The organism is Streptomyces antnestii (assembly GCF_004005495.1).
In the GTDB taxonomy this organism is placed as follows: Bacteria; Actinomycetota; Actinomycetes; order Streptomycetales; family Streptomycetaceae; genus Streptomyces; species Streptomyces antnestii.
In genome coordinates, this window is the sequence record NZ_RZYA01000001.1 from 397,526 (window position 1) to 422,089 (window position 24,564).

The 24,564-nt window shown below is 72.1% G+C and carries 16 protein-coding genes; 9 read left to right on the forward strand and 7 right to left on the reverse strand.

Annotation, left to right across the window (positions count from 1 at the left end):
• The 3 genes from EOT10_RS01660 to EOT10_RS01670 all read right to left on the reverse strand — a co-directional run bounded on the left by EOT10_RS01660 (nucleotide 1) and on the right by EOT10_RS01670 (nucleotide 4,470).
• Nucleotides 1–2,337, reverse strand: a complete 2,337-nt coding sequence (locus tag EOT10_RS01660; protein WP_127826197.1) for a glycosyl hydrolase family 95 catalytic domain-containing protein — start codon at nucleotides 2,335–2,337, stop codon at nucleotides 1–3.
• Between the two features lie 205 nt (nucleotides 2,338–2,542).
• On the reverse strand, nucleotides 2,543–3,025 hold the full coding sequence (locus EOT10_RS01665) for a DUF456 domain-containing protein (RefSeq protein WP_127826198.1): 483 nt from the start codon (nucleotides 3,023–3,025) through the stop codon (nucleotides 2,543–2,545).
• Between the two features lie 440 nt (nucleotides 3,026–3,465).
• On the reverse strand, nucleotides 3,466–4,470 hold the full coding sequence (locus EOT10_RS01670; RefSeq protein ID WP_127826199.1) for a winged helix-turn-helix transcriptional regulator: 1,005 nt from the start codon (nucleotides 4,468–4,470) through the stop codon (nucleotides 3,466–3,468).
• Nucleotides 4,471–4,668: 198 nt separating this feature from the next.
• Here EOT10_RS01670 and EOT10_RS01675 point away from each other — a divergent pair, with 198 nt between their 5' ends.
• The 4 genes from EOT10_RS01675 to EOT10_RS01690 all read left to right on the forward strand — a co-directional run bounded on the left by EOT10_RS01675 (nucleotide 4,669) and on the right by EOT10_RS01690 (nucleotide 12,585).
• Nucleotides 4,669–8,415: a S8 family peptidase gene (locus tag EOT10_RS01675; RefSeq protein WP_127826200.1), complete on the forward strand. Its 3,747-nt coding sequence runs from the start codon at nucleotides 4,669–4,671 to the stop codon at nucleotides 8,413–8,415.
• 133 nt (nucleotides 8,416–8,548) lie between these two features.
• A complete protein-coding gene (locus tag EOT10_RS01680) occupies nucleotides 8,549–10,099 on the forward strand; it encodes a protein phosphatase 2C domain-containing protein (protein ID WP_223280702.1) in 1,551 nt (516 codons plus the stop codon).
• A 79-nt stretch (nucleotides 10,100–10,178) separates the two neighbouring features.
• The gene (locus EOT10_RS01685) at nucleotides 10,179–11,924 is read left to right on the forward strand and encodes a pyruvate dehydrogenase (protein ID WP_127826202.1); all 1,746 of its coding nucleotides are present in this window, start codon (nucleotides 10,179–10,181) and stop codon (nucleotides 11,922–11,924) included.
• Nucleotides 11,925–12,207: 283 nt separating this feature from the next.
• Nucleotides 12,208–12,585 carry an ATP-binding protein gene (locus tag EOT10_RS01690; RefSeq protein WP_389854044.1) on the forward strand — a complete coding sequence of 126 codons (378 nt, stop codon included), beginning with the start codon at nucleotides 12,208–12,210 and terminating at the stop codon, nucleotides 12,583–12,585.
• A 142-nt stretch (nucleotides 12,586–12,727) separates the two neighbouring features.
• On the opposite strand, the gene EOT10_RS01695 is transcribed toward EOT10_RS01690, so the two are convergent.
• The gene (locus EOT10_RS01695) at nucleotides 12,728–13,807 is read right to left on the reverse strand and encodes a DUF2637 domain-containing protein (RefSeq protein WP_127826204.1); all 1,080 of its coding nucleotides are present in this window, start codon (nucleotides 13,805–13,807) and stop codon (nucleotides 12,728–12,730) included.
• 216 nt (nucleotides 13,808–14,023) lie between these two features.
• Nucleotides 14,024–14,869 carry a (2Fe-2S)-binding protein gene (locus EOT10_RS01700; protein WP_127826205.1) on the reverse strand — a complete coding sequence of 282 codons (846 nt, stop codon included), beginning with the start codon at nucleotides 14,867–14,869 and terminating at the stop codon, nucleotides 14,024–14,026.
• Nucleotides 14,870–15,010: 141 nt separating this feature from the next.
• Here EOT10_RS01700 and EOT10_RS01705 point away from each other — a divergent pair, with 141 nt between their 5' ends.
• Nucleotides 15,011–15,802, forward strand: a complete 792-nt coding sequence (locus EOT10_RS01705) for a GntR family transcriptional regulator (RefSeq protein WP_127826206.1) — start codon at nucleotides 15,011–15,013, stop codon at nucleotides 15,800–15,802.
• 216 nt (nucleotides 15,803–16,018) lie between these two features.
• On the opposite strand, the gene EOT10_RS01710 is transcribed toward EOT10_RS01705, so the two are convergent.
• Together EOT10_RS01710 and EOT10_RS01715 are read right to left on the reverse strand one after the other, a co-directional pair.
• Entirely contained in the window at nucleotides 16,019–16,795 is a 777-nt protein-coding gene (locus tag EOT10_RS01710) for a hypothetical protein (protein ID WP_127826207.1), read from the reverse strand.
• A 149-nt stretch (nucleotides 16,796–16,944) separates the two neighbouring features.
• Complete coding sequence (locus EOT10_RS01715) at nucleotides 16,945–18,657, reverse strand: PucR family transcriptional regulator (RefSeq protein WP_127826208.1); 1,713 nt, start codon at nucleotides 18,655–18,657, stop codon at nucleotides 16,945–16,947.
• Nucleotides 18,658–18,983: 326 nt separating this feature from the next.
• On the opposite strand from EOT10_RS01715, the gene EOT10_RS01720 reads away from it, so the two are divergent.
• The 4 genes from EOT10_RS01720 (at nucleotide 18,984) to EOT10_RS01735 (ending at nucleotide 24,546) form a co-directional block, all read left to right on the forward strand.
• Entirely contained in the window at nucleotides 18,984–19,877 is an 894-nt protein-coding gene (locus tag EOT10_RS01720; protein ID WP_127826209.1) for an FAD binding domain-containing protein, read from the forward strand.
• Nucleotides 19,877–20,482, forward strand: coding sequence for a (2Fe-2S)-binding protein (locus EOT10_RS01725; protein WP_127826210.1), 606 nt, complete (start codon nucleotides 19,877–19,879; stop codon nucleotides 20,480–20,482). The genes EOT10_RS01720 and EOT10_RS01725 overlap by 1 nt, the downstream gene beginning before the upstream one ends.
• Nucleotides 20,483–20,484: 2 nt before the next feature.
• Entirely contained in the window at nucleotides 20,485–22,887 is a 2,403-nt protein-coding gene (locus EOT10_RS01730) for a xanthine dehydrogenase family protein molybdopterin-binding subunit (RefSeq protein WP_127826211.1), read from the forward strand.
• A gap of 201 nt (nucleotides 22,888–23,088) precedes the next feature.
• Nucleotides 23,089–24,546, forward strand: a complete 1,458-nt coding sequence (locus tag EOT10_RS01735; RefSeq protein ID WP_127826212.1) for an NCS2 family permease — start codon at nucleotides 23,089–23,091, stop codon at nucleotides 24,544–24,546.
• Nucleotides 24,547–24,564: the final 18 nt, after the last annotated feature.

Sequence of the window (24,564 nt, forward strand, 5' to 3'; positions counted from 1 at the left end):
TCAGGCCGGCAGCCCCCACCTCGCCGCCGCCGCGTTCGGCTTCACCGGTTCGATCGTCAGCTCGGGCCGGTCGCCGCGCGCCGTGACCAGCGCCGACTCGCCCTCGCCCAGGGTGATGCGGATCGCGCCGTCGCCCGCGTCCTCGTAGGGGAGCGGCTTGCCGCGTCCGTCGCGTACGTCGACCGCGCCCGCGATGCCGTGCCGCACCACGCACGGCGCGCCCGCCTCGCTCACGAGCCGCACCCACCGCGTCACACCGCCCTCGCGCACCGCGCTCAGCAGGAACGCGCCCTGCGTACGGAAGTCGTGCACGGAGAGATCCGCCCAGGCGGCCGGGAGCGCGGGGAAGACGCGGATGACGCCGCCCCACGACTGGCACACCATGTCGTGCAGCGACTGCGCCGCCGACAGGGGTGTCTCGATGACCGGGCCCGACTCCTTGTACATGGTGTTGGCCTGGATGAAACGGGACATCAGCTGGCCCAGGTACTTCAGCGCGTCGTCGCCCTTGCCGAGCAGCGCCGACATCGAGGCCGCGCCCGTGAACGTATAGCCCTGCAGTGCGCCCTCGAAGCCGACCCAGTGCGCCAACGACTTCTCGATCAGGGCGAGTTCCTCGGGTGTGCGGCCGGTCAGCTCGTACAGGGGGTAGACGGCCAGCATGTGTGAGTAGTGGCGGTGGGACTTCGCGAAGGGGATGTCCGCGCCGATCATGAACCCGTCGGCGTTGGTCGGGTACGCGACACGCCTGGCCAGGACCTCACGCCAGCGCGGCGCCAACTCGTCGTCGATGCCGAGGAGTTCGCAGGATTCGAGCAGGGTCCGGCAGCCCCAGGTCAGGAGCATCAGGTCGTAGTTGCAGTCGCGGGTGTTGCCGCCGTACTCGGGCGAGAAGGTGGCCGGGAGGTGCAGCTTGCCGTCGGCGCCGGGCTCCAGGAAGTGCAGGTAGTAGTTGATCGCCTTGCGCAGCAGCGGGTACAGGACGTCGCGCAGGATCTTCTCGTCCATGGTGTGGCGGTAGCTCAGCCATACGTTGTGCAGCGCCCAGGTGAGGTTGCCGACCTCGGGGGTCGGGGTGCTCTGCCCGGGGATGCCGACGCCGTAGCCCTGCGCGTTGCTCGTCGCGCCGCCGTTCACGAGGTGGATGTCGGTGGTGCGCGGGATGCCGAGCGAGTCGGCGCGGTAGGGGGCGGCCATCTCGGCGCCGAGGTTGTCCCGGAACTCGCCGAGCGCCCGTGTCACGGCGTCGAGTTCGAGGTGGTTGGAGCCGTGGATCAGCCAGTACTCCAGCTGCACGTTGAGGTTCCACCAGGTCGCGGGCCACGGCGTCGGCTCCAGCCAGGGGCCGCTGGTCGCCATCACGGGCGCGTCCCGGCGGGCCGCCGACGCCGTCTTGTAGAGCTGGATCCAGTAGAACCGCTGGATACGGGCGTCGGGCACGGACAGGAAACTCTTCCGGTAGTACGCGTGCCACCAGGCGCGATGGGGGACCGCCAGGGCGTCGTACGGGAGTCTGGCCGCGGCCCGCACCGCCGCGAGCGCCCGGTCGAGGGCGGTGGACTTCGGGAAGGAGTGCGCCACGTTCACGTAGAGCGTCCGCCGGTCGCCGCGTGTGCGTTCCTGCCAGGCGGTGACGTGCTGGCCGCCGGACAGGAGCGGCTGGACGGCGGCCGGGATCCCGTCGTACTCGGCGAGTTGCGCGGGCGGGTTGGCCTCGTAACCGGCCGGGATCGGCTGGAACCCGGCGCGCGGGCTGATCGCCTTCGCGGGGTGGAAGACCCAGGCGAAGCCGCGCTCGCCCTCGGACGGGGTGACCTCGACGGCGAGGACGGAGAGCGCGTCGGTGACCTGCGCACGGATCGTCAGGGTGCCCCGGTCGGTGGTGAGGGTGCCGGTCAGTTCCGCGTCGCGCAGGCGCAGGCGCCAGTCGAGGGCGGTGATCGTGCCGACGGGTTCGAGCGTGAAGTAGCCGATGGGCAGCCGCGCCAGACCGAACAGGGAGCCGAACTCGGGGCGGTGGTCCTGGACCTCGGAGTGCTGGACGTTGAAGCGGATCGCGTTCTTCCCGGGCTCCTGGTAGATCCCGGAGCCGAGCAGGCCGTTGCCCAGGTACGGGCCCTCGTACCAGGTCTTCGGCATCTTCTGCCAGACGAGGTCGGCGTCGTCGAGGACGGTGCGCCAGGCGTCCTCGGAGGGAGTGCTCAGGGGTGCTGCGGGGGGCGTGGGCGCCGCGGCGGGGGTGGCGGCGGTGGCCTGTGCCGGAATTCCGCCGACGAGTGCGGTCCCGCCGAGCGCGGATCCCGTGGCGAGCAGGGTTCTTCTGGACGGTCCTGACATGACGCGGCCTCCAGGGCGGCGATTCACCAATTCATCGGATTCAACAGATTCATCGGAGCTATTCCCTGCGGAAAGCTAGAGATGAGACGAGGGCGCGTCAATATGGCGAGAGAGATCCGATGTGGCGCGGGCTATGTGGATGCCGTACGTGTATGTGAACCGGGTGGCCGGCGGTGCCTGGCCGGTCGTGCCCGGCCGGCGGTGCCTAGCCCCAGATCACGGCCCCCAGCCAGGCGCCGAAGATCAGCAGGCAGGCGAAGAGTTCGGCGAGGACGCTGGAGCCGCCGGCCCGCATGGCCGTGCGCGTGGAGGCCACGGCGTCGCCGTGCCCGCCCAGGCGCAGCCGCTCGCAGAGGTAGATCCCCACGACGAACCCCGGGATCGATCCGATCACCGGGATCACGCAGAACCCCACGAGGGCTCCGGCGCCCGCCCATATCGCGGTCCGGCGCGTGGCGCCGCTCTCGCGCAGGCGGCGCGGCGGCAGCTGCAGGCGCAGCACCTGGGAGGCGAGCAGGACGGCCGTGGCGCCGACCAGGACGCCCCAGGCCAGACCGTTCGGGTCCTGGAGCGACCACACGAGGACCGCGGCCCACACGAGCCACGACCCGGGCACGCCGGGCACGAGCACACCGCACAGGCCGAGCAGCATCACCACTCCTGTCACCAGGAGTTCCCACACGCCCATCTGCCAAGAGTGCAGGACAACGGCCGGACCCGCAGATCGCAGAGCTTCACGCTCCGCGACGCCCGACACATTCCAGCCGCGCGCGGCCGCTCTCCCGGCGCGGACCCGCTCCCGGGCCTCGTCCCCGGCCTGTGCGGCCCCGTCCCGGGCCCGCCGGACGGCGAGGACGTTCCCCGCCGCTCGACGGGCGGCCCGGGCCTGCCCCTTGGCCCGTCAGGCGCCAGCGCTTCCGCCCGCCAGGCGGCGAGGCACGTTCGCCGCCCGCTCGGCGTGCGGTAGCCCGGGGCGCTCCCGACCTATCAGGCGGCAGCGCCCCGGCCCGCCGGGCGGCGAGCGACATTCCCCGCCCGCTCGATGGGCGGAGTTCAGCCCCCACCCCCGGCCCGTCAGGCGCCGCCGTCCCCGCCCGGCGCGGCGCCCCCGGCACCCGCAACAACCCCTCATTCCCCCGCCGCCGGTGCCCCCCGCGACACCCAGCCCCGCTCGTACGCGTGCCAGCCCAGTTGGAGGCGGGTCGTCACGCTTGCCAGTTCCATCAGGCGTTTCACGCGGCGCTGGACCGTACGCAGGCCCAGGTCGAGTTGTTTGGCGACGCTCGCGTCCGTGAGGCCGGCCAGGAGCAGGGAGAGGATCTCCAGGTCCGTGCCGTCGGGGCCGTCCGGTTCCTCGGCCGTGATGTCATGGCCGCTCTCACCGAGCCGCAGCGGCAGCGCCTCGCGCCACACCGCCTCGAACAGGCCCGACAGCGACTCAAGAAGCCCGCTCGCGTGCACCACGAGCGCCGCGGGCTCCGCCTTGCGCGAGGTCAGCGGCACCATCGCGAGCGTCCCGTCCGCGATCACCAGCTTCGTCGGCACCCGGTCCACGACCCGCACCTGCTCGTCCCGCCCGATCGCGGCCGACAGCTGCGTGATCCCCGTAGGCATCGAAAGGACCATGCGCTCCACCACGACCCGGTACGCGACACCCCGGCCGGCGGCCTGCTCCTCCGCATCGTTGTCCATGCCCGACACGGCGATCGGGTTGTCCGTCACGAGCGCGCACACCTCGTCCGCCGCACCCAGCTGGAGCTGGAGGAAACGCTGCGCGACCGCCGCCGCGCCCGTGACCACCTCGACCAGATCGTGCACCGCCGGCTCCGCGGCCTGCGCCCGGTACTCCTCCGCCAGCAGCGCCGCCGCCAGTTCCGCCTTCTCCAGCTCGTGCCGCTGCTGCGTCAGGAGGGCGCCGAGCGCGACACCCGGCGGCGCGGCCACCCAGCGCCCCGGCCGCGCCGAGGACTGCGCCGCGAGCCCGTGCCGTTCGAGCCGGCGCAGCGCGTGCTCCGTCTCGTACTCGGCGAGAGCCAGCCGCCCCGCGAGGTCCGGCACGTCCGCCGCCCCCAGTGACACGAGCGCGCGGTACGCGCTCTCGTGCACCTCGTCCAGACCTATCGCACCCAGCATGCCGCGATGCCCCTCCCCGAGCTTCGGTTCCGGCGCAGCCGTGGCGGGAAACGGCCACGGCACAAACCCGCCGCGTCCCATCTTCCCCGCACGACCCGTGTGTCTGCCAATGTGGCGCCACCGCAGCACCAACTTCAGCCGGGTTTACGTCCTTTGCGCCGTATTCACCTGCGCTTTCACCTGGGGAGAGGGAGAGCGATGCGCGCGATATCGCGTACGGCCTCGGCGGCGGCGACAGCCGTCGTCCTGGCCGTCACCGCGGCTGTGCCGACCGTGGCGGGGACACGGACGGACACCGGGAGGCCACTGGTCGGCAGTGAGGCAGCAGCGAAGAAGGACGCGGGCTCCGTCGTCACGCTCGTCACCGGCGACAGGGTCCTGGTGACCAAGGACGGCTCGGGCCACAGCGCGGCGACCGTGCTCCCCGGCGAGGACGGCACCGCCCCGCTCGTGCAGACGAGGACGTCGGGCAAGGATCTGTACGTCTACCCGGCGGGCGCGGTCCGGGCGATCGCCGACGGCCGCGTGGACGACGAGCTCTTCAACGTCACCGGGCTGATCCGGCAGGGCTACGACGACGCGCACAGCACGTCGCTGCCGCTCATCGCCACCTACGACAAGTCCGTGGACGTGGCCCGCAGCGCGCCCGCCGCACCCCGCGGCGCCGAGCGGGGCCTGGCCCTCGAACCCGTCGACGGCGTCGCCCTGAAGGCCGACAAGAAGAAGGCGGCCGAGTTCTGGGCCGACCTCACGAACCCGAAGTCCCGCGCCGCAGGCGACCTCAAGAAGCTGTGGCTGGACGCCAAGGTCAAGGCACTTCTCGACAAGTCGACCAAGCAGGTGCACGCCCCCGAGGCCTGGGCCGCCGGCTACGACGGCAAGGGCACCAAGGTCGCCGTCCTCGACACCGGCGTCGACACCGACCACCCCGACCTCAAGGGCCGCGTCGCCGAGTCGAAGAACTTCACCGACTCCGACACCACGGGCGACCACCAGGGCCACGGCACCCACACCACGTCCACGGTCGGCGGCACCGGCGCGGCCAGCGGCGGCAAGAAGCGCGGCGTCGCCCCCGGGACCACGCTCCTCAACGGCAAGGTCCTCAACGACTCGGGCTCCGGCGCCACTTCGTGGATCATCGCCGGCATGCAGTGGGCCGTCGACCAGAAGGCCGACGTCGTCTCCATGAGCCTCGGCAACCCGTCCGAGCTCGACTGCTCCGACCCCATGTCGCAGGCCACCCAGGAGCTCGCGCGGTCCGCGAAGGACACCCTCTTCGTCATCGCCGCGGGCAACTCGGGCCCCAGCAACAACACGGTGTCCGCGCCGGGTTGTGTCCCTGAGGTCCTCACCGTCGGCGCCGTCGACCGCGACGACTCCACGGCGTACTTCTCCAGCCGCAGCCCCGTCCAGCGCACCCACACCCTCAAGCCGGAGATCGCCGCCCCCGGCGTCGCCATCTCCGCCGCCGCCGCGGGCGGCCGCGGCGTCTACGCGTACCAGTCCATGAGCGGTACGTCGATGGCCACCCCGCACGTCGCGGGCGCCGCCGCCATCGTCAAGCAGCGCCACCCCGACTGGAACGCGCAGCAGATCAAGTCGGCCCTCGTGTCCTCCGCCGACGCCGCCATCCCCGGAGACGTACGCGAGACCGGCGGCGGCCGGCTCGACGTGAAGGCCGCGATCGACGAGACCGTGCTCGGCGCGAGCGCCGTCCAGGGCGGCAGCTTCAACTGGCCGCAGAGCGGCGCCGACCGCACCACCGTCGACGTGCCCTACACCAACACCACTGGTGAGCCGGTGCAGTTGAAGCTCGCCGTCGACCGCGTCACCGGCAACGACGGTTCCACGGTGACGACCCCGGTCGCCAAGCTCGGCGAGCGCACCGTCACCGTCCCGGCGGGCGCCACCGTCAAGGTCCCGCTGGCCCTCGACCCGAGCGCGCAGCTCAAGGCCGCCCAGTACGGCGACGTCACCGGCCGCGTCCTCGCCACCGGTCCGGGCGGCGTGCACATCAGCACGCCGTTCTCCCTGTACGTGCAGCCCGAGACCGTCACCCTGAAGGTCAAGGTCGTCGACCGGCAGGGCGAGCCCGCCGCCGGCAGCAGCTCGATCGACGTCATCGGCACCGACGACGCCTCCGGCGAACGCCGCTACAACGACGGCGCCGCCGAGCAGACGTACCACATCAGGCCCGGCGCCTACTTCCTCGCCGGCTTCGTGGAGACGCCCACCGCCGACGGCAGCGGTGCCGACTCGGCGACCTTCCTGGGCCGCCCGCAGGTGGACATCGCCAAGGACACCACCGTCGTCCTCGACGCCCGCGAGGCGCACCGGCTCGACATCCGCACCGACCGGCCCACCGAAGTGCGCGGCGCCACCCTCGGGTTCGCCCGCACCTGGGACGACACCTGGCTGCACGCGGCCACCGTGCAGGGCGGACGCGGCCTCAACGGCTACTACGCCGACGTCCGGGGCACCGCCCGCGACGGCGACTTCGAGTTCGACAGCTTCTGGCGCGCCGCGGCGCCGCAGATCTCCGAGCTCGCCGTCGAGGGCGGCCCCGTGCTGCACCCGACGACCGGCTCCACCAGCTCCGTCAACCTCGACGGCACCGGCTCCGCCCGGATCGTCGACGGCAAGTCGGGCACGGCCGACGAACTGGCCGCCGCCAAGGACAAGCTGGCCCTCGTCAAGCTGCCCCAGGGCGGCTCGGTGAGCACCCTCGCGCGGACCGCAGCCAAGGCGGGCGTCAAGGGTCTCGTCCTCTACCGCGAGGCCGCCGGCCGCTGGTTCCCGAGCGTCGGCTTCGTCGGCGGACCGCTGCCGGTCCTCGCCGTCGAGACCGCCGAGGGCACCGACCTCGCCGCGCGCATCGCCGCCGGGGAGACCACCCTGCGCTGGAAGGCGACGGCCAAGAGCCCGTACGTCTACACCCTGGCCTTCCCCGAGACCGGGCAGGTCCGCTCCGAGCGCACCTACCGCGTCGACGACCAGGACCTCGCCACGAACAAGGCGACCTTCCGCGGCATGGGCGTGAAGGCCGACTACGTCGACCTGCCCTCGATGGCCCGCCCGAACGGACTGTCCGCCGGCTTCGGTGAGTTCGCCACCGTCCCCGCTCCGTTCACCCGCACCGAGCTGTACTCGGCCGGCACGACCGCGTTCGGCCACATGGTGTCCAGCAGCTTCCCCTGGGGCGAGTTCATGCTCGACCCGGCACGCACGTACAAGAAGGGCGAGCAGCGCACCGAGGAGTGGTACGGCGGGGTGGTCGCCCCGACGACGCCCCTCGGCGACGACGGCAAGCCGGTGCTCGCGGCGGAGCGCCAGGGCGACCTGATCGGTGTCGCGCCCGGATTCTGGGGCGACGGCGAACACCTGGGCATCCAGGGTGGGTTCGGCGACCTGGGCAGCATGCAGCTCAAGGCGGACGGCAAGGTCATCGGCAGCAGCTCCTGGCCGTCCGGGGTCTTCGAGGTGCCGTCCGGCGACGCCGCGTACGACCTGACCCTGAACACCATGAAGCTGGACAACAGCGGGGTCTGGAAGCGCTCCGCGCAGACCACGACCACCTGGTCCTTCCGTTCGCACCTCGACGAGAACGTCTACTCGCAGGGCATCCCGCTCCTCTTCCCGCACCTCACGCTCCCGGAGGACGGCCTGAAGACGCTTCCGGCCGCGGGCGGCCAGGAGATCGGCCTGACGGTCACCGGCCACACCGGCTACACGCCGGGCGAGCTCACCAAGGTCGCCCTGTCGTACTCGTACGACGGCGGCCAGACCTGGACCGAGGCGAAGACGGCGCGGCAGGGCGGCGCCTGGACCGCGACCGTGGACCACACCGGCGCCACCGGCAAGCAGGTCACGGTCAGGGTCGCCATGACCGACTCGAAGGGCAACGCGGTCACCCAGACCGTGAGCCGCGCGTACGACGTGCGCTAGTTCGACACGTCACCTGAACCGGTCCGCCGGGTGTCCTTCCCGTGGGGGGTGGGGTCGCCCGGCGGACCTTTTCGCGCGCGGGAATTTCCGGATGTGCCGTTTTCGTACGCCCCGTGCGGTGGACAATAAGGGCATGAGTCAGCAGGGGGAGAGGCACTCGGCGGGCCGACGGGGTCAGGACGGTCAGGGCGGTCAAGGAGACGACTGGTGGGGGCAGTTGTACGACGACGCCTCCGGCGACACGGGCCCGGCACCGGCCCCGGACACACTCGACGACCGCTTCGCCTCGGCGTCGGGAACGGTGGCGGCGAAGCCGGAGGGAGGGGAGGGAGAGGGGGAGGGGGAGCGGGAACAGGACGCGGTCCCGGAGCCGCCGCCGACCGTCCCGGAGGCGCCCGTGGTCCCCGAGCCGCCCGTGGTCCCCGAGCAGCGGAGGACGCAACCACCGCCTCCGCCTCCGCCCGCCCCGCGTGCCCCCTGGGAACCCCCGGTCCACGCCCCGGGGCGCCCCCAGAATTTCCCCTCGGGGTCATCCCCGGCCGCCCCCGAATCGCAGCCCCCGTCCCCGCCCCCCGCCACCGCGCCGGACGAGCGCACCGCGGACGCCCAGGCCGCGGCCGAGATCGCGCCCGAGACCGTGACCGACTCCGACCTCGACGCCCCGGCCCCGACCCCCGCCCCCGACAGCCCCCAGGCTCCTCCAGCTCCTCCCACCCCACCCGCAGTCCCCTACGTGGGCGACCGCCCGCCCACCTACGACGCCGAACCCGGCGCGCTCCCGCCCGCCGATCCCGACACCCTCGACGACCTCGTCGCCGACACCGTCCTGGACGGCGCCCGATACGGGACCTCCACGCTGCGCGCCGTCTCCGTGCGCGGCGACTCCGCGCGCTACCGGGGCGAGCCCCGGCGCGACAGTCTCCTCACCGCCCGGTTCGGCACGGGACCCGGCGCCCTGATCCTGGTCGCCATGGCCACCGGCGCCCGCGCCGTACCCGGGGCGCACCGCGCCGCCGCCGAGGCCTGCGACTGGATCGGCCGCGCCGTCGGCCGCAGCCACGCCCGCCTGTCCGAGGACATCCGCGCCGCCCACCGGGGCGACCTCAAGTCGGGCCTGCACCGCCTGACCGACCGCAGCCTCGGCAGACTCCGGGCCAGCGCCGCCGAGCAGGGACTCGAACCCGAGGAGTACACGGCGAGCCTGCGCTGTCTGCTGCTGCCCGCCGACCCGGACTGCCGCACCCGGGTGTTCTTCGGGGTCGGCCGAGGCGGCCTGTTCCGGCTGCGGGACGGCGAGTGGCAGGACATCGAACCGCAGACCTCGGAGGCCTCCGGCGCCCCCGTGGTCGGTTACGGCTCCCTGCCCTCGGAGACCCCCGACGGCGACCGGCTCACCATGGACCTCGGCATCACCACACCCCCGAGCCCCTACGAGCCGGCCCTCAGGGCACCCCGGGACCCGTTCCGCTTCCGGGCCTCCGTCGCCCGCCCGGGTGACACGCTCCTGCTGTGCACGGCGGGCCTCGCCGAGCCGCTGCGCGGCGAGCCCGAGCTGTCCGGACACCTCACGCGCCGCTGGGCCGACGGCGTCCCGCCCGGTCTCACGGCGTTCCTCGCGGACACCCAGGTGCGCGTGAAGGGGTACGCGGACGACCGCACGGCCGCCGCCGTCTGGGAGGCGTAACCGCGCCCGCTGTGAATTCATGGGGAGACAACTGTCAGGAGTGTCGCAGGTACCCGATTCGTGAAGGGGCGCGTGAGTCATGGCCAAGCAGAACGTCGCCGAGCAGTTCGTCGACATCCTCGTCCGCGCGGGGGTCAAGCGCATGTACGGCGTCGTCGGCGACAGCCTGAACCCGGTCGTCGACGCGATCCGCCGCAACGCGGCCATCGACTGGATCCATGTCCGGCACGAGGAGACCGCCGCGTTCGCCGCCGGCGCCGAGGCGCAGATCACCGGCAGGATGACGTCGTGCGCGGGCTCCTGCGGCCCCGGCAACCTGCACCTCGTCAACGGGCTCTACGACGCCCACCGCTCCATGGCCCCGGTCCTCGCCCTCGCCTCGCACATCCCGTCGAGCGAGATCGGCCTCGGCTACTTCCAGGAGACCCACCCCGACCGGCTCTTCCAGGAGTGCTCGCACTACAGCGAGATGATCTCCGACGCACGGCAGATGCCGCGCGTCCTGCAGACCGCGATCCAGCACGCGGTCGGCCGGTCGGGCGTCAGCGTCGTCACGCTGCCCGGCGACGTCGCGGACCGGCCCGCGCCCGACAGGGCGGTGGAGACCGCACTGGTCACGTCCCGCCCGACGATCCGCCCCGGCGACACCGAGATCGACCGGCTCGTCGAGATGATCGACGAGGCCGACAAGGTCACCCTGTTCTGCGGCAGCGGCACCGCGGGCGCGCACGCCGAGGTCATGGAGTTCGCCCAGAAGATCAAGTCACCGGTCGGGCACGCCCTGCGCGGCAAGGAGTGGATCCAGTACGACAATCCGTTCGACGTGGGGATGAGCGGGCTCCTCGGGTACGGGGCCGCGTACGAGGCGACGCACGAGTGCGATCTGCTCATCCTGCTCGGCACCGACTTCCCGTACAACGCGTTCCTGCCGCAGAAGGACGTGCGGATCGTCCAGGTCGACGTCAGGCCGGAACACCTCGGCCGGCGCTCCAAGCTGGACCTGGCCGTGTGGGGCGACGTGCGCGAGACGCTGCGCTGTCTGACGCCGCGCGTGCGGCCGAAGGAGAACCGGCGCTTCCTCGACAAGATGCTGAAGAAGCACGCCGACGCCCTCGAAGGCGTCGTGAAGGCGTACACGCGCAAGGTCGAGAAGCACGTCCCGATCCACCCCGAGTACGTGGCATCGGTCGTGGACGAACTCGCCGCCGAGGACGCCGTGTTCACGGTCGACACCGGCATGTGCAACGTGTGGGCGGCGCGCTACATCTCACCGAACGGGCGCCGCCGCGTCATCGGTTCCTTCTCGCACGGCTCCATGGCCAACGCCCTGCCGATGGCCATCGGCGCCCAGTTCACCGACCGGAACCGGCAGGTCGTCTCGATGTCGGGCGACGGCGGGTTCTCCATGCTGATGGGTGACTTCCTGACGCTCGTGCAGTACGACCTGCCCGTAAAGGTCATCCTCTTCAACAACTCGTCCCTGGGCATGGTCGAGTTGGAGATGCTCGTCGCCGGACTGCCTTCGTACGGGACGTCGACCAAGAACCCCGATTTCGCTGCGGTCGCGCGCGCGTGCGGCGCGTACGGGGTGCGCGTGGAGAAGCCGAAGCAGCTGGCGGGGGCCCTCAAGGACGCCTTCAAGCACAAGGGCCCGGCCCTCGTGGACATCGTCACCGACCCCAACGCCCTGTCGATCCCGCCCCGGATCAGCGCCGACATGGTCACCGGCTTCGCGCTCTCCGCCTCGAAGATCGTCCTGGACGGCGGCGTCGGCCGCATGGTGCAGATGGCCCGCTCCAACATCCGCAACGTGCCGCGCCCGTAGCCCTGCCGCGTCAAGAGTTCGTTGGTGGATGAATCCACAGGAGTGCTGACATGCGTGCGGGGCATGCATTCCCGTGTACGCGTTCGAGCGTGGTCGCAGGAGAAGGGTCAGGGGCATCGGCGTGCGGGCGGGGGACATGAAACGGCAGGCACGAGGGAGCGTTCCCACCACGGTGGCGAGACGCTTTCCGACGCAGCAGGCGAGAGACGACGACGAGGCGACGGACGGCAAAGCGACGGACGACAAAGCGACGGACGACAGCGCGGACGGCGGTGGCCGCGCGCTGCTGAGGCGCACGCTGGGGCGGTCCGATCTGCGGGCAGTGCCCGAGGCGCGGCGCGCGGTGCGTGAACTCGTGGGCCGGTGGGGCCCGCCGGAACGCTCCGAGACGGCGGAGCTGCTCACCAGCGAACTGGTCACGAACGCCCTGGTGCACACCGACCACGACGCCGTCCTGACGGCCACCGCCGGGCCCGGGCGGCTGCGGGTGGAGGTCAGGGACTTCGTGGGGCGCAGGCCCAAGGTGCGCGTACCGATCGCCGACGACGGTACGAACGGCCGGGGACTCGTCCTGGTGCAGTCCCTCGCGGACGCGTGGGGCGTACGGGCGCTCGGGGTCGGCAAGGTGGTGTGGTTCGAACTGGACGGTGGCCCCGCCTGACACCGCGGGACCACCGCCGACGGCCCGCCCGCAGGGCCGGGCTCCCCTAGGGCCTGTCGTCAAATTCCCGCCTGCCCTGCGGGCGGACGACGGGAATTTGACGACAGGCCCTGGGACGACAGACCCGTGGGAGTACGTGCCACTACCCGAACTGCTGCTCGAGATCCTTGAGCTTCTGCTCCAGGGAGTCGAGCCGGGGCAGGGCCTGGGTGTCGTCCTCCGCCGTGAGGTCGACCGTGACGGGCTTGCCGGGTTCAGGGCCGCCTCTGACGGCCTGGAGGGAGGGACGCGCGCGCAGCGGCAGCTGTTCCTGGGGCGAGGGCGGCGGGTCCTCCGATATGGCGGGCTCCGCGCCGGCCTGCCCCGTGCCGGCGCCCGCGGAGACGGCGGCCTGCACCTCCAACTGGCGCCCGCCGCGCCCGGCGAGCGCGTGGTGGCCCCGGCTGATCGCCTTGAGCTGGGCCCGCTCCAGCTTCTCGTGCTCGCGCCTGCGCAGCCGGTTCTGCTCCTTCTCGCGCTTGTCCTCGCGCACCTCGTCGACGGCCTCGTCCAGGGTGCGCACCCCCTCGAGCAGCATCAGCGACCAGGCGCTGTACGTCTCGCGGGGCGCGCGCAGCCACCGCACGATCCTGATCTGCGGCAACGGCCGTGGTACGAGGCCCTGTTCACGCAGGGCCGCGCGGCGCGTCTGCTTCAGCGCGCGGTCGAAGAGGACCGCGGCCGACAGCGACATGCCGGCGAAGAAGTGCGGGGCGCCCGCGTGGCTGATGCCGCGCGGCGCGTGCACCCAGTTGAACCAGGCGGCGGCGCCCGCGAAGGTCCACACGAGTATCCGGGAGCCGAGCGCCGCGTCGCCGTGGCTCGCCTCGCGCACCGCGAGTACGGAGCAGAACATGGCCGCGCCGTCGAGGCCGAAGGGGACCAGGTACTCCCAGCCCCCCGACAGGTTCAGGTTCTGCTGGCCGAAGCCGACAAGCCCGTGGAAGGAGAGCGCGGCGGCCACGGCGGCGCAGCAGAACAGCAGCAGGTAGGACGCGGTGCCGTAGACGGCCTCCTTGCGCCTGCGGCGCTCCTCGCTGCGCTCCCACGAGTCGTCGGACGATGCGGCCGCCTTCTCCCCGGCGCGCTTGCCGCGCGCGAGGACCGCAACCGCCGCCAGCAGGCCCAGGAGCAGCACGGTGCCCGGAAGCAGCCAGTCCAGCGATATGTCGGTCAGTCTCATCTGGGGTCCCTTGCGTCGCGGTAGGGCTTTTCGGCCGCCATATTGGCTCAAGGCCAGTGGCCCGCAGGGAGTTTCGGGACAAGAGAACGCCATTGGAGTGCGAGGGGGCGTACGAAGGGGGCATGCGCTCGAACTCGCGCTGGAGCAAGGGCAGTTGAGTTCGAATCCAGTCACCCGAAAGGGTGGTTCACCGGGGAGGGGCCGCCCTCGGCGGGCTCAGACGGTTGCGCTCAGCCTCGCCACGCGGTCCGCGTCGCAGGTGCGGGGGCAGGTCACGCAGGTGTCCTCGGGGCGCAGTGTGTAGAAGAGGCAGCAGCTCGCCCGGTCGCGCGTCGGCAGTGACTGCCCCTCGGGCCCGGTGAGTTCACGGAACGCGGCCTTGCCGACGTAGGGCGCCGTCGTGCCGGGCAGCAGCAGTTCGAGCTCGGCCATCGCCCGGCGCTCCTCGCCGAGCAGATGGGCGACGTACCACAGGCCCTCGACGATCTCGTCGGTCGCCATGCCCCACAAGGCGCGCGGGCCGCGTCGCATGCGCGGTCCGAACCCCGCCAGGACCGGGCCGAGATGGTCGGCGACGGCCGCACGGACCTCGGCCCGCAGCGCCTCCTCGTCCGGCACGACGTGGGCGCCGGGCAGGGCCGCGGCCGGGTCGCCGGGGAGGCAGGCGAAGTCGGTGACGCGTACGGCCATCCGGCCCAGCGTGCGCTGGAAGGCGACGTGCGCCGTGGGGAAGCGGGGGACGCGGCGGTCCAGGAACCACGGCACCGTGACCAGGAGGCAGGCGGGCCAGGCGTAGCGGTGGAGGCCGAAACTGGCGACGACGTCCGGGCGGGCCTGCTGCCCGTAGTCCTTGAGCACCTGCGCGTTGTCCCACGCGAGGAACGCGTCGAGAGCGGCGCCGCCCTCCGCGAGCCGGGACGCGGCGACCCAGCCGCCGCCCTCGGGGGCCGGCTCGGTGTCGCCGAGCTCCGTGACGCGCAGGCCGGGGAACACCTCGGTGAGGCGGGCGTACGCGGACGTCAGCGCGCCGGTGGCCACGGGAGCCGATGCGGGGAAGGGCATGCAGGGGACCACCGAATCGCGATCGTTTGCAGGTAAGCCTTACCTTACCCGAATGGTCGGGGGTTTGAACTGCGGGCGCGGCCGCCTAAGGTTCTGCGTTGGACGAATGCCACGGAACACCGACGACCTGGGAGGACCGGCGTGGAGCAGGTCAGAACGCACGCCGACAGCGGTCCCTTAGGGCTTCCCGCCGGCGTCCCCGAACAGCGGGGCGTTCCCGAACAGCGCGGCGCCGCCGCATGGCGCCACGTACCCGAGCAGACCCGGGGTGAGCACACCCACGGCGAGGCGCCGCTGCCGCGCCCGCGCGTCGAGCGGACCTCCGTACGCGGACAGGTCCTCGACGCCCTGCGCACCGCGCTCGTCGACGGCGATCTCGCGCCCGGCGAGGTGTACTCCGCGCCCGTCCTCGGTGATCGCCTCGGCGTCTCGGCGACCCCCGTCCGCGAGGCCATGCAGCAGCTGGCCCGCGAAGGCGCCGTCGAGGTCGTCCCGAACCGCGGCTTCCGCGTCACCGAGCGCACCTCCCGCGAGCTCGCCGAGCTGGCCGAGGTGCGGGCGCTGATCGAGGTGCCCGTGATGCTCCGCCTCGCCCGTACGGTGCCCGCGGCGCGCTGGGCCGAGCTGCGGCCCCTCGCGGAGGCGACCGTCGTCGCGGCCGCCCGCGGCGACCGGGCGCACTACGCGGAGGCGGACCGTGCCTTCCACCGGGCGCTGCTCGCCCTGAGCGGCAACGACGAGCTCGTACGGGTCGCCGACGACCTGCACCGCCGCGCGCAGTGGCCCCTGCCGGGCGGCGGCCCGCTGACCCGCCGCGCCTGCCTGGTGGCCGACGCCGCGGAACACATGGCGCTCCTGGAGGCCCTGGAGACCCAGGACCTCCCGGTGGTCCAGGAACTCGTACGGGAGCACTTCACGGGGGCTGTCGACTAGGGCGTGCCCGGCGGGTCATGGCCGGGGTCGCTACTACCCCGGCTACCGCTGGGAGGCGCCCCCATTCGCACGGCACCTCGCCGCGTTGCCGAAACGCCCGGACACCTCCGCCGTCAGGACGCTCCGGCGCCTTGCGATGCACCGCACCGGACGCCGCGACCTGTCCGACCCTGATCCGCCGGACACGCCCTAGGCCCCCTTCTCGGGGGTGCGCGGCTACGCCGCCGTGGCCAGGTGGTCCGCGAGCCAGGTCGGGACGCCGCCGAGGAGGCGGAACAGACGGCCCGCCTCCGCGCGCAGACGGGCCGCCGTGTCGGGGTCGGGTTCCGCCTCCGCGAGGGAGGCGAGGGCGGGGGCCGTGCCCACCAGGTAGCCCAGTTCCTCGCGGATGCGCAGCGACTCGGCGAAGCCGTGCCGGGCCTCCGTCAACTCGCCCTCGCGCAGCGCGAGTCCGGCCAGATGACGCCAGGTGAAGGAGAGCAGCAGCGGGTCCGCGTGGGCGGTGGCGCCCGCGTGGGCCCTGCGGTACGCGGCCCTGGCGGCCTGCGGCGAGTCGGCCAGGTTCTCCGCCATCAGGCCGCGCCGGAAGTCGAGCAGGGCGCGGCCCGGCGCGCCCGGCGCGAGCAGCGCGGCGGCCCTGCCGAGCGCGGAACGCGCCTCGTCGGCCCGGTCACGTACCCCCAACAGCGTTGAGGCGTAGGCGAGTTGGCCGCGTTCGCAGGCCGCGGCGCCGCGTTCGCCGTCGTCGTGGGCGAGGGCCTCGGCGGAGCGCAGCGCGTCCTCGGCGGCGGCCCACCCGCGCTCGGTGTAGAGACAGCGCTCCACGAGGAGCGTGGCTCTCTGGAGCGCGGCGTCCGCGTCCGTCGCCGCGAGCCGTTCGAGCAGCGCCGCCGCATCGGTCCAGCAGGCGCGCGAGCGCAGCCGCCATACCGCGGTCCGGAGCGGATCGTCCCCAGCAGTCGTTCCGGATCCAGACATGGCGGAATGCGCCACGTTGCCCTCCCCGAGCACACCATTGAGCCGAGCTGTCGTGCGCGCATCTCAGCACGGATCGGCACGGTCGGCCAAGGGGGTGGGTGAAAGATTTCACAAACGCATGGGGTGGCGGACGGGGTGCGAAACCCCGCCCGGGCGGGCCGAGTTCAGCTCATACGCAGGGCCAGGAAGAAGTCCAGCTTGTCCTCGAGCCGGGAGAGATCGCGGTTGGTGAGCTGTTCGATCCGCCCGACGCGGTAGCGCAGCGTGTTGACGTGGAGGTGCAGACGGCTCGCGCAGCGGGTCCAGGAGCCGTCGCAGTCGAGGAACGCCTCCAGGGTCGGGATGAGCTCGGCGCGGTGCTTGCGGTCGTAGTCGCGCAGCGGGTCCAGGAGGCGGGCCGTGAAGGCGCGGCGCACGTCGTCCGGGACGAACGGCAGCAGCAGCACGTGCGAGGCCAGCTCCTGGTGTCCGGCGGCGCAGACCCGGCCCGTGCGGGCCGCGGCGACGCGCCGGGCGTGCCGGGCCTCCTCCAGTGCACCGCGCAGCCCCTCCGCCGAGTGCACGGCGGCGCTGACGCCCAGCGTGAGCCGGCCGTCGTCCGCGAGGCCCGCCGTCAGCGGGTCGCGCACGGAGTCCAGGAGCGCGTCGGCGTGCAGCCCGGCCTCGGTGCCGTCGTGCTCGGCCGACACGGCGGGCAGCGGTACGAGCGCGATGGCCTCGTCGCCGGTGTGGGCGACGGCGATGCGGTCGGACGGCTCGGGCCCGGCCGACAGGGGGACGCCCTGGGCGTCCGTCCGGGCGCCGGGCGTGGGGTCGACGAGGATCTCCTCCAGGAGCGACTGGGCGACCGGGCCGCCCTCGATGGCGCCCCCGTCCCACTCCACCTTCGCCACGACGACCTGCCAGTGCGGGGCCGCGCCGAGGCCGGGCAGCAGCACCGGCGCCGCGACCCGCAGACGGGCGGCGATCTCGGCCGGGGCGGCGCCCGTCTGGACCAGTTCGAGGACCTCCTGCGCGAGGCGGCGGCGCACCGTGCGCGCGGCGTCGCGGCGGTCGCGCTCGACGGCGATCAGCTGCGTCACGCCCTGGAGCAGGTCGATGCGCTCCTCGGGCCAGTCGCCCGCGTCGGCCTCGACGGCGAGCAGCCAGTCGGACAGGACCGTCTCGCGTATGTCACGCGACGCGGGCGCCGCACCGCGGGCCGCGCTGCGGATGGGGAACAGCGAGTACATGGTGCCGTACAGGGTGACCCGGTACGGGCCGCGCCGGCCGGTGCGGGTCGCCGCCAGGTGTTCGGCCGCGAGCCGGGAGCAGACGGCGGCCGGCAGCTCGGGTCCGGCCGCGCCGGATCCGGCGATGGGCCGGCCGGCGGGGGAGAGCACCCAGGCCCGCAGGTCGAGGTCGGTGCCGAGCAGGTCGAGGACGACGTCGGGGCCGCCGCCCGTGGGGCCGGACGTCATCAGGCGCCGGTGCCGGTCGACGACGGCGGCCAGGTCACCGGCCCGCTCGCCCGAGACCTGGCGCACGACGTGCTCGGTGATCGTCGCGAAGGCGACGGACTCGTTGACCGCGAACAGGGGCAGCCGGTGACGTGCGCACGCCTCGACGATGTCGTCGGGAACGGCCCCGAGCTCCGCCTCGCCCGCCGCGAGCGCCGTCACGCCGGCCGACGCCAGGATGCGGACGAACGGCTCGGAGTCCGCCGCGTCGCGGCGCCAGGCCAGGCCGGTCAGGACCAGCTCGCCGCCGGAGAGGTAGCGGCTGGGGTCCCGCAGGTCCGTGGTCATCACACCGCGCACGGTCCGGTCGAGTTCGTCCTCGCCGCCGAGCAGCCTGAGGCCCAGCGCGTCTGTATCAAGGAGGGCGCGCAGCCGCATCTCGTCGCCGCCGATCTGTCTCGAAGAATGTGCTTGTTCCGGGCGGGCCCACCCCGCCGTCTCCCACGGGTGACGTGGTGAGTCCCGCGTTTCCAGGGGAACCGGTGAGGTGACTGGGACCCGCCGTTTATATGAATCTACAAGACGTCCCGGCTGGCCAGCCAACTCCTTCATGGTTTCCGTGACTGACCAGGGCGGAGCGCCGCGCTGTGTACTGAGCCCACTCCGGTAAACAGCACATGAACGAGCCTTCGAGGTCCGCACATCCCGTGGCTCGATCCGTTCGAACGACCGACCCACGAGATCAACGAAGAAGAGAGCCGCTCATGGACTTCCTTCGCCCCGCCAGCTGGGAGGAGGCGCTCGCCGCCAAGGCCGAGCACCCCACAGCTGTGCCGATTGCGGGTGGCACCGATGTGATGGTCGAGATCAACTTCGACCACCGGCGCCCCGAATACCTCCTCGACCTGAACCGCATCGGCGAGCTCGGCGAGTGGGAGGTCGGACAGGACACGGTCCGCCTCGGCGCCTCCGTGCCGTACACCAAGATCATGGAGAACCTGCGCACCGAGCTGCCGGGCCTCGCCCTGGCCTCGCACACGGTGGCCTCGCCGCAGATCCGCAACCGCGGCGGCGTCGGCGGCAACCTCGGTACCGCCTCGCCGGCCGGTGACGCCCACCCCGCGCTCCTCGCCGCCGACTGCGAGGTCGAGGTGGAGTCCGTACGCGGCTCGCGCCGGATCCCGATCGACGACTTCTACACCGGCGTGAAGCGCAATGCGCTCGCCCCCGACGAGCTCATCCGGGCCGTCCACATCAAGAAGGCCGACGGCCCGCAGCAGTACTCCAAGGTCGGCACCCGCAACGCGATGGTCATCGCCGTGTGCGCCTTCGGCCTGGCGCTGCACCCCGAGACCCGCACGGTCCGTACCGGCATCGGGTCGGCCGCGCCGACCCCGGTCCGGGCCACGGCCGCCGAGGAGTTCCTGAACGCGGCGCTCGAAGAGGGCGGCTTCTGGGACAACGGCAAGATCATCACCCCGTCGGTCGCCAAGCAGTTCGCGGACCTCTGCTCGGCCGCCTGCAACCCGATCGACGACGTCCGGGGCACGGCGAGCTACCGCCGTCACGCGGTCGGCATCATGGCCCGCCGCACGCTGACCTGGACCTGGGAGTCGTACCGCGGCGGCGCCGCCAGCACGAAGGGGAGTGTCGCGTAATGCGCGTCAATTTCACGGTCAACGGCCGCAAGCAGGAAGCCGACGACGTGTGGGAGGGCGAGAGCCTTCTGTACGTCCTGCGTGAGCGCATGGGACTGCCCGGCTCCAAGAACGCCTGCGAGCAGGGTGAGTGCGGATCGTGCACCGTCCGGCTCGACGGCGTGCCCGTTTGTAGCTGTCTTGTCGCCGCGGGGCAGGCCGAAGGCCGCGCAGTCGTGACCGTCGAGGGCCTCGCCGAGTTCGCCAAGCAGCGCGCGGAGCACGGCGGTTGCGCCTCCGGTGCCTGCGGCGACACCAAGGGCACCTCCCTCCAGGACGCCCAGCAGTGGCAGTCCAAGCCGACCGACTCGCAGACCGGCGAGGGAGTCGAACTGTCCCCGATCCAGCAGGCGTTCATCGACGCCGGCGCCGTCCAGTGCGGCTTCTGCACCCCCGGTCTGCTCGTGGCGGCCGACGAGATGCTGGAGCACAACCCGAGCCCCACCGACGCGGACATCCGCGAGGCGCTCTCCGGCAACCTCTGCCGCTGCACGGGCTACGAGAAGATCCTCGACGCGGTGCGCCTCGCGGCCGCTCGCCAGGAGCGTCAGGGAGAGGCGGTCTGACGATGGCTCAGAACACACGTACCGTTCCGGCGGGCACGCCCACCGAGGTCACCCAGAACCACGTCAAGGGCGGCGTCGGCGAGTCCACGCTGCGCCCGGACGGCACCCTGAAGGTCACCGGCGAGTTCGCCTACTCCTCGGACATGTGGCACGAGGACATGCTGTGGGGCCAGATCCTGCGGTCCACCGTCGCGCACGCCGAGATCGTGTCCATCGACACCTCCGAGGCCCTCGCCATGGACGGCGTCTACGCGGTCCTCACCCACGAGGACCTGCCGGCCGCGAAGAACTACGGCATGGAGTTCCAGGACACCCCGGTCCTCGCCTACGGCAAGGTCCGCCACCACGGTGAGCCGGTCGCCCTCGTGGCCGCCGACCACCCGGAGACCGCGCGCCGCGCCGCCGCGAAGATCGTCGTCGAGTACCGGGAACTTCCCCTCATCACCGACGAGGCCTCGGCGACCGCTCCCGACGCCGTACTCGTCCACGAGAACCGCGACGACCACCACTCCGGCCACGTCCCGCACCCGAACATCGTGCACCGCCAGCCGATCATCCGCGGCGACGCCGCCGAGGCGGCCAAGCGCGCCGATGTCATCGTCAAGGGCGAGTACACCTTCGGCATGCAGGACCAGGCCTTCCTCGGCCCCGAGTCCGGCCTCGCCGTACCGGCCGAGGACGGCGGCGTCGACCTGTACGTCGCCACCCAGTGGCTGCACTCGGACCTCAAGCAGATCGCCCCCTGCCTCGGCCTGCCCGAGGACAAGGTCCGCATGACGATGGCCGGTGTCGGCGGCGCGTTCGGCGGCCGCGAGGACATCTCCATGCAGATCCTCGCCTCCATCCTCGCGCTGCGCACCGGCAAGCCGGTCAAGATGGTCTACAACCGCTACGAGTCCTTCTTCGGCCACGTCCACCGGCACCCCGCGAAGCTCTACTACGAGCACGGCGCGACCAGGGACGGCAAGCTCACGCACATGAAGTGCAAGATCGTGCTCGACGGCGGCGCGTACGCGTCGTCCACGGCCTCGGTCGTCGGCAACGCCGCCTCCCTCTCGGTCGGCCCGTACGTCATCGACGACGTCGAGATCGAGGCGATCGGCCTCTACAGCAACAACCCGCCCTGCGGCGCCATGCGCGGCTTCGGCGCCGTCCAGGCCTGCTTCGCGTACGAGGCCCAGATGGACAAGCTCGCGGCGAAGCTGGGCATGGACCCGGTCGAGCTGCGCCAGCTCAACGCCATGGAGCAGGGCACCATCATGCCGACGGGGCAGCTCGTCGACTCGCCCGCGCCGGTCGCGGAACTGCTGCGCCGCGTCAAGGCCCGCCCGATGCCGCCGGAGCGCCAGTGGGAGAGCTCGGAGGGCTCGGACGTCCGCGCGCTGCCCGGCGGTCTGTCCAACACCACGCACGGCGAGGGCGTCGTCCGCGGTGTCGGCTACGCGGTCGGCATCAAGAACGTCGGCTTCTCCGAGGGCTTCGACGACTACTCCACCGCGAAGATCCGCATGGAGGTCATCAACGGCGAGCCCGTCGCCACGGTCCACACCGCCGCGGCGGAGGTCGGCCAGGGCGGTGTCACGATCCACGCGCAGATCGCCCGCACCGAGCTCGGCGTCCAGCAGGTCACCATCCACCCCGCCGACACCCAGGTGGGCTCGGCCGGTTCGACCTCCGCGGGCCGCCAGACGTACATGACCGGCGGTGCCATCAAGAACTCCTGCGAGATCGTCCGCGAGAAGGTCCTGGAGATCGGCCGGCGCAAGTTCGGCTCGTACCACCCGGCGTGGGCCACCGCCGAACTCCTCCTGGAGGGCGGCAAGGTCGTCACCGACGGCGGCGAGGCCCTCGCCACCATCGCGGACGTCCTGGAGGACGAGGCCGTGGAGACCGAGGAGGTGTGGCGCCACCGCCCCACCCAGGCCTTCGACCTCGTCACCGGCCAGGGCAACGGCCACGTCCAGTACGCCTTCGCCGCGCACCGCGCGGTCGTTGAGGTGGACACCGAACTCGGCCTGGTCAAGGTCATCGAGCTCGCGGTCGCCCAGGACGTCGGCAAGGCGGTCAACCCGCTGTCCGTCATCGGCCAGATCCAGGGTGGCACCACCCAGGGCCTGGGCGTCGCGGTCATGGAAGAGATCATCGTGGACCCGAAGACCGCGAAGGTGCGCAACCCCTCCTTCACGGACTACCTGATCCCGACCATCCTCGACACGCCGACCATCCCGGTCGACTACCTCGAACTCGCCGACCCGAACGCGCCGTACGGCGTGCGCGGCATCGGCGAGGCCCCGACCCTCTCGTCGACTCCGGCCGTCCTCGCGGCGATCCGGGCCGCGACGGGTCTTGAGCTCAACCGGACGCCGGTACGCCCCGAGCACCTGACGGGCACCGGCCCCGCGTAACAGCGAGCCCACTCAGATTTCCGGACGGTGCGTGCCTCCCAGGAACGTCACACTTCCCAGCCCGCACCGTCCGGATCTTCCCAGCACCATCCCGTTCGTCTCGGGCCGTCCCCCGGGTCGTGCAGCCCACGCACCATCCCAAATCCCGCAATCTTCACCAGTTTTGCGCGGGTGCCCCTGTGAACCTTGGGAGTAGGCACCATGACCCAGCAGTCTGTGGAGCCGAAGACGGTCGCGGAGGACGCGGGCTCCGGCTCGCGCGTCCCCGCCGGACGGTCTTGGCTCGACCGGTACTTTCACATATCCGAACGAGGATCCACCATCCCGCGCGAATTGCGGGGCGGCGTCACGACCTTCATGGCCATGGCGTACATCCTTCTGCTCAACCCCCTGATCCTGTCCGGCAAGGACGCCGCGGGCGACATGATGGGCCAGAAGGCCCTCATCACCGCCACGGCCTTCGCCGCCGCCTTCACCACGCTCCTGATGGGCTTCGTCGGCAAGGTGCCGCTCGCGCTCGCCGCGGGGCTCTCGGTGTCCGGCGTGATCTCCTCGCAGGTCGCCCCGCAGATGACCTGGCCGCAGGCCATGGGCATGTGCGTGATGTACGGCGTCGTGATCATGCTCCTGGTCGTCACGGGCCTCCGTGAAATGATCATGAACGCGATCCCGCTCGCCCTCAAGCACGGCATCACGATGGGCATCGGCCTCTTCATCGCGCTGATCGGCCTCTACAAGGCCGGCTTCGTACAGGTCGGCAAGGCCACCCCGCTCACCCTCGGCGCCACCGGCGAACTCTCCGGCTGGCCCGTCCTCCTCTTCGCGGGCACCCTGCTCCTGATCTTCATGCTCCAGGCCCGCAACACCCCCGGCGCGATCCTGATCGGCATCGTCACCGGCACCATCGTCGCCGTGATCCTCAACGCGCTCGGCGTGATCGACCCCAAGCAGTGGGCCAACGGCGCCCCCGAACTGCACGGCAGCGCGGTCTCCACCCCCGACTTCTCGCTCTTCGGGCACGTCGAGTTCGGAGGCTGGGGCAAGGTCGGCGCGATGACCGTCGGCATGATCGTCTTCACCCTGGTGCTCGCCGGCTTCTTCGACGCGATGGCCACCATCATCGGCGTCGGCACCGAGGCGGAACTCGCCGACGACAAGGGCCGTATGCCGGGCCTGTCCAAGGCCCTGTTCATCGACGGCGCCGGCGGCGCCATCGGCGGCATCGCGGGCGGCTCCGGCCAGACCGTGTTCGTCGAGTCGGCCACCGGCGTCGGCGAGGGAGCCCGTACCGGACTCGCGTCCGCCGTCACCGGACTGTTCTTCGCCGCCTGTCTGTTCTTCACCCCGCTCACCGCGATCGTCCCGCAGGAAGTCGCCTCCGCGGCACTCGTCGTCATCGGCGCCATGATGATGATGAACGCCCGCCACGTCGACTGGGCCGACCGCGCCACCGCGATCCCGGTCTTCCTGACCGTCGTCCTGATGCCGTTCACGTACACCATCACCACCGGTGTGGCCGCGGGCGTCGTCTCGTGGGTCGCCATCAAGATCGCCCAGGGCAGGGCGCGGGAGATCGGGGCCTTCATGTGGGGCCTGACCGTCATCTTCCTCGTGTACTTCGCCCTCAACCCGATCGAGGGCTGGCTCGGCGTCCACTGAGGACCCGCCGCTCGCCCC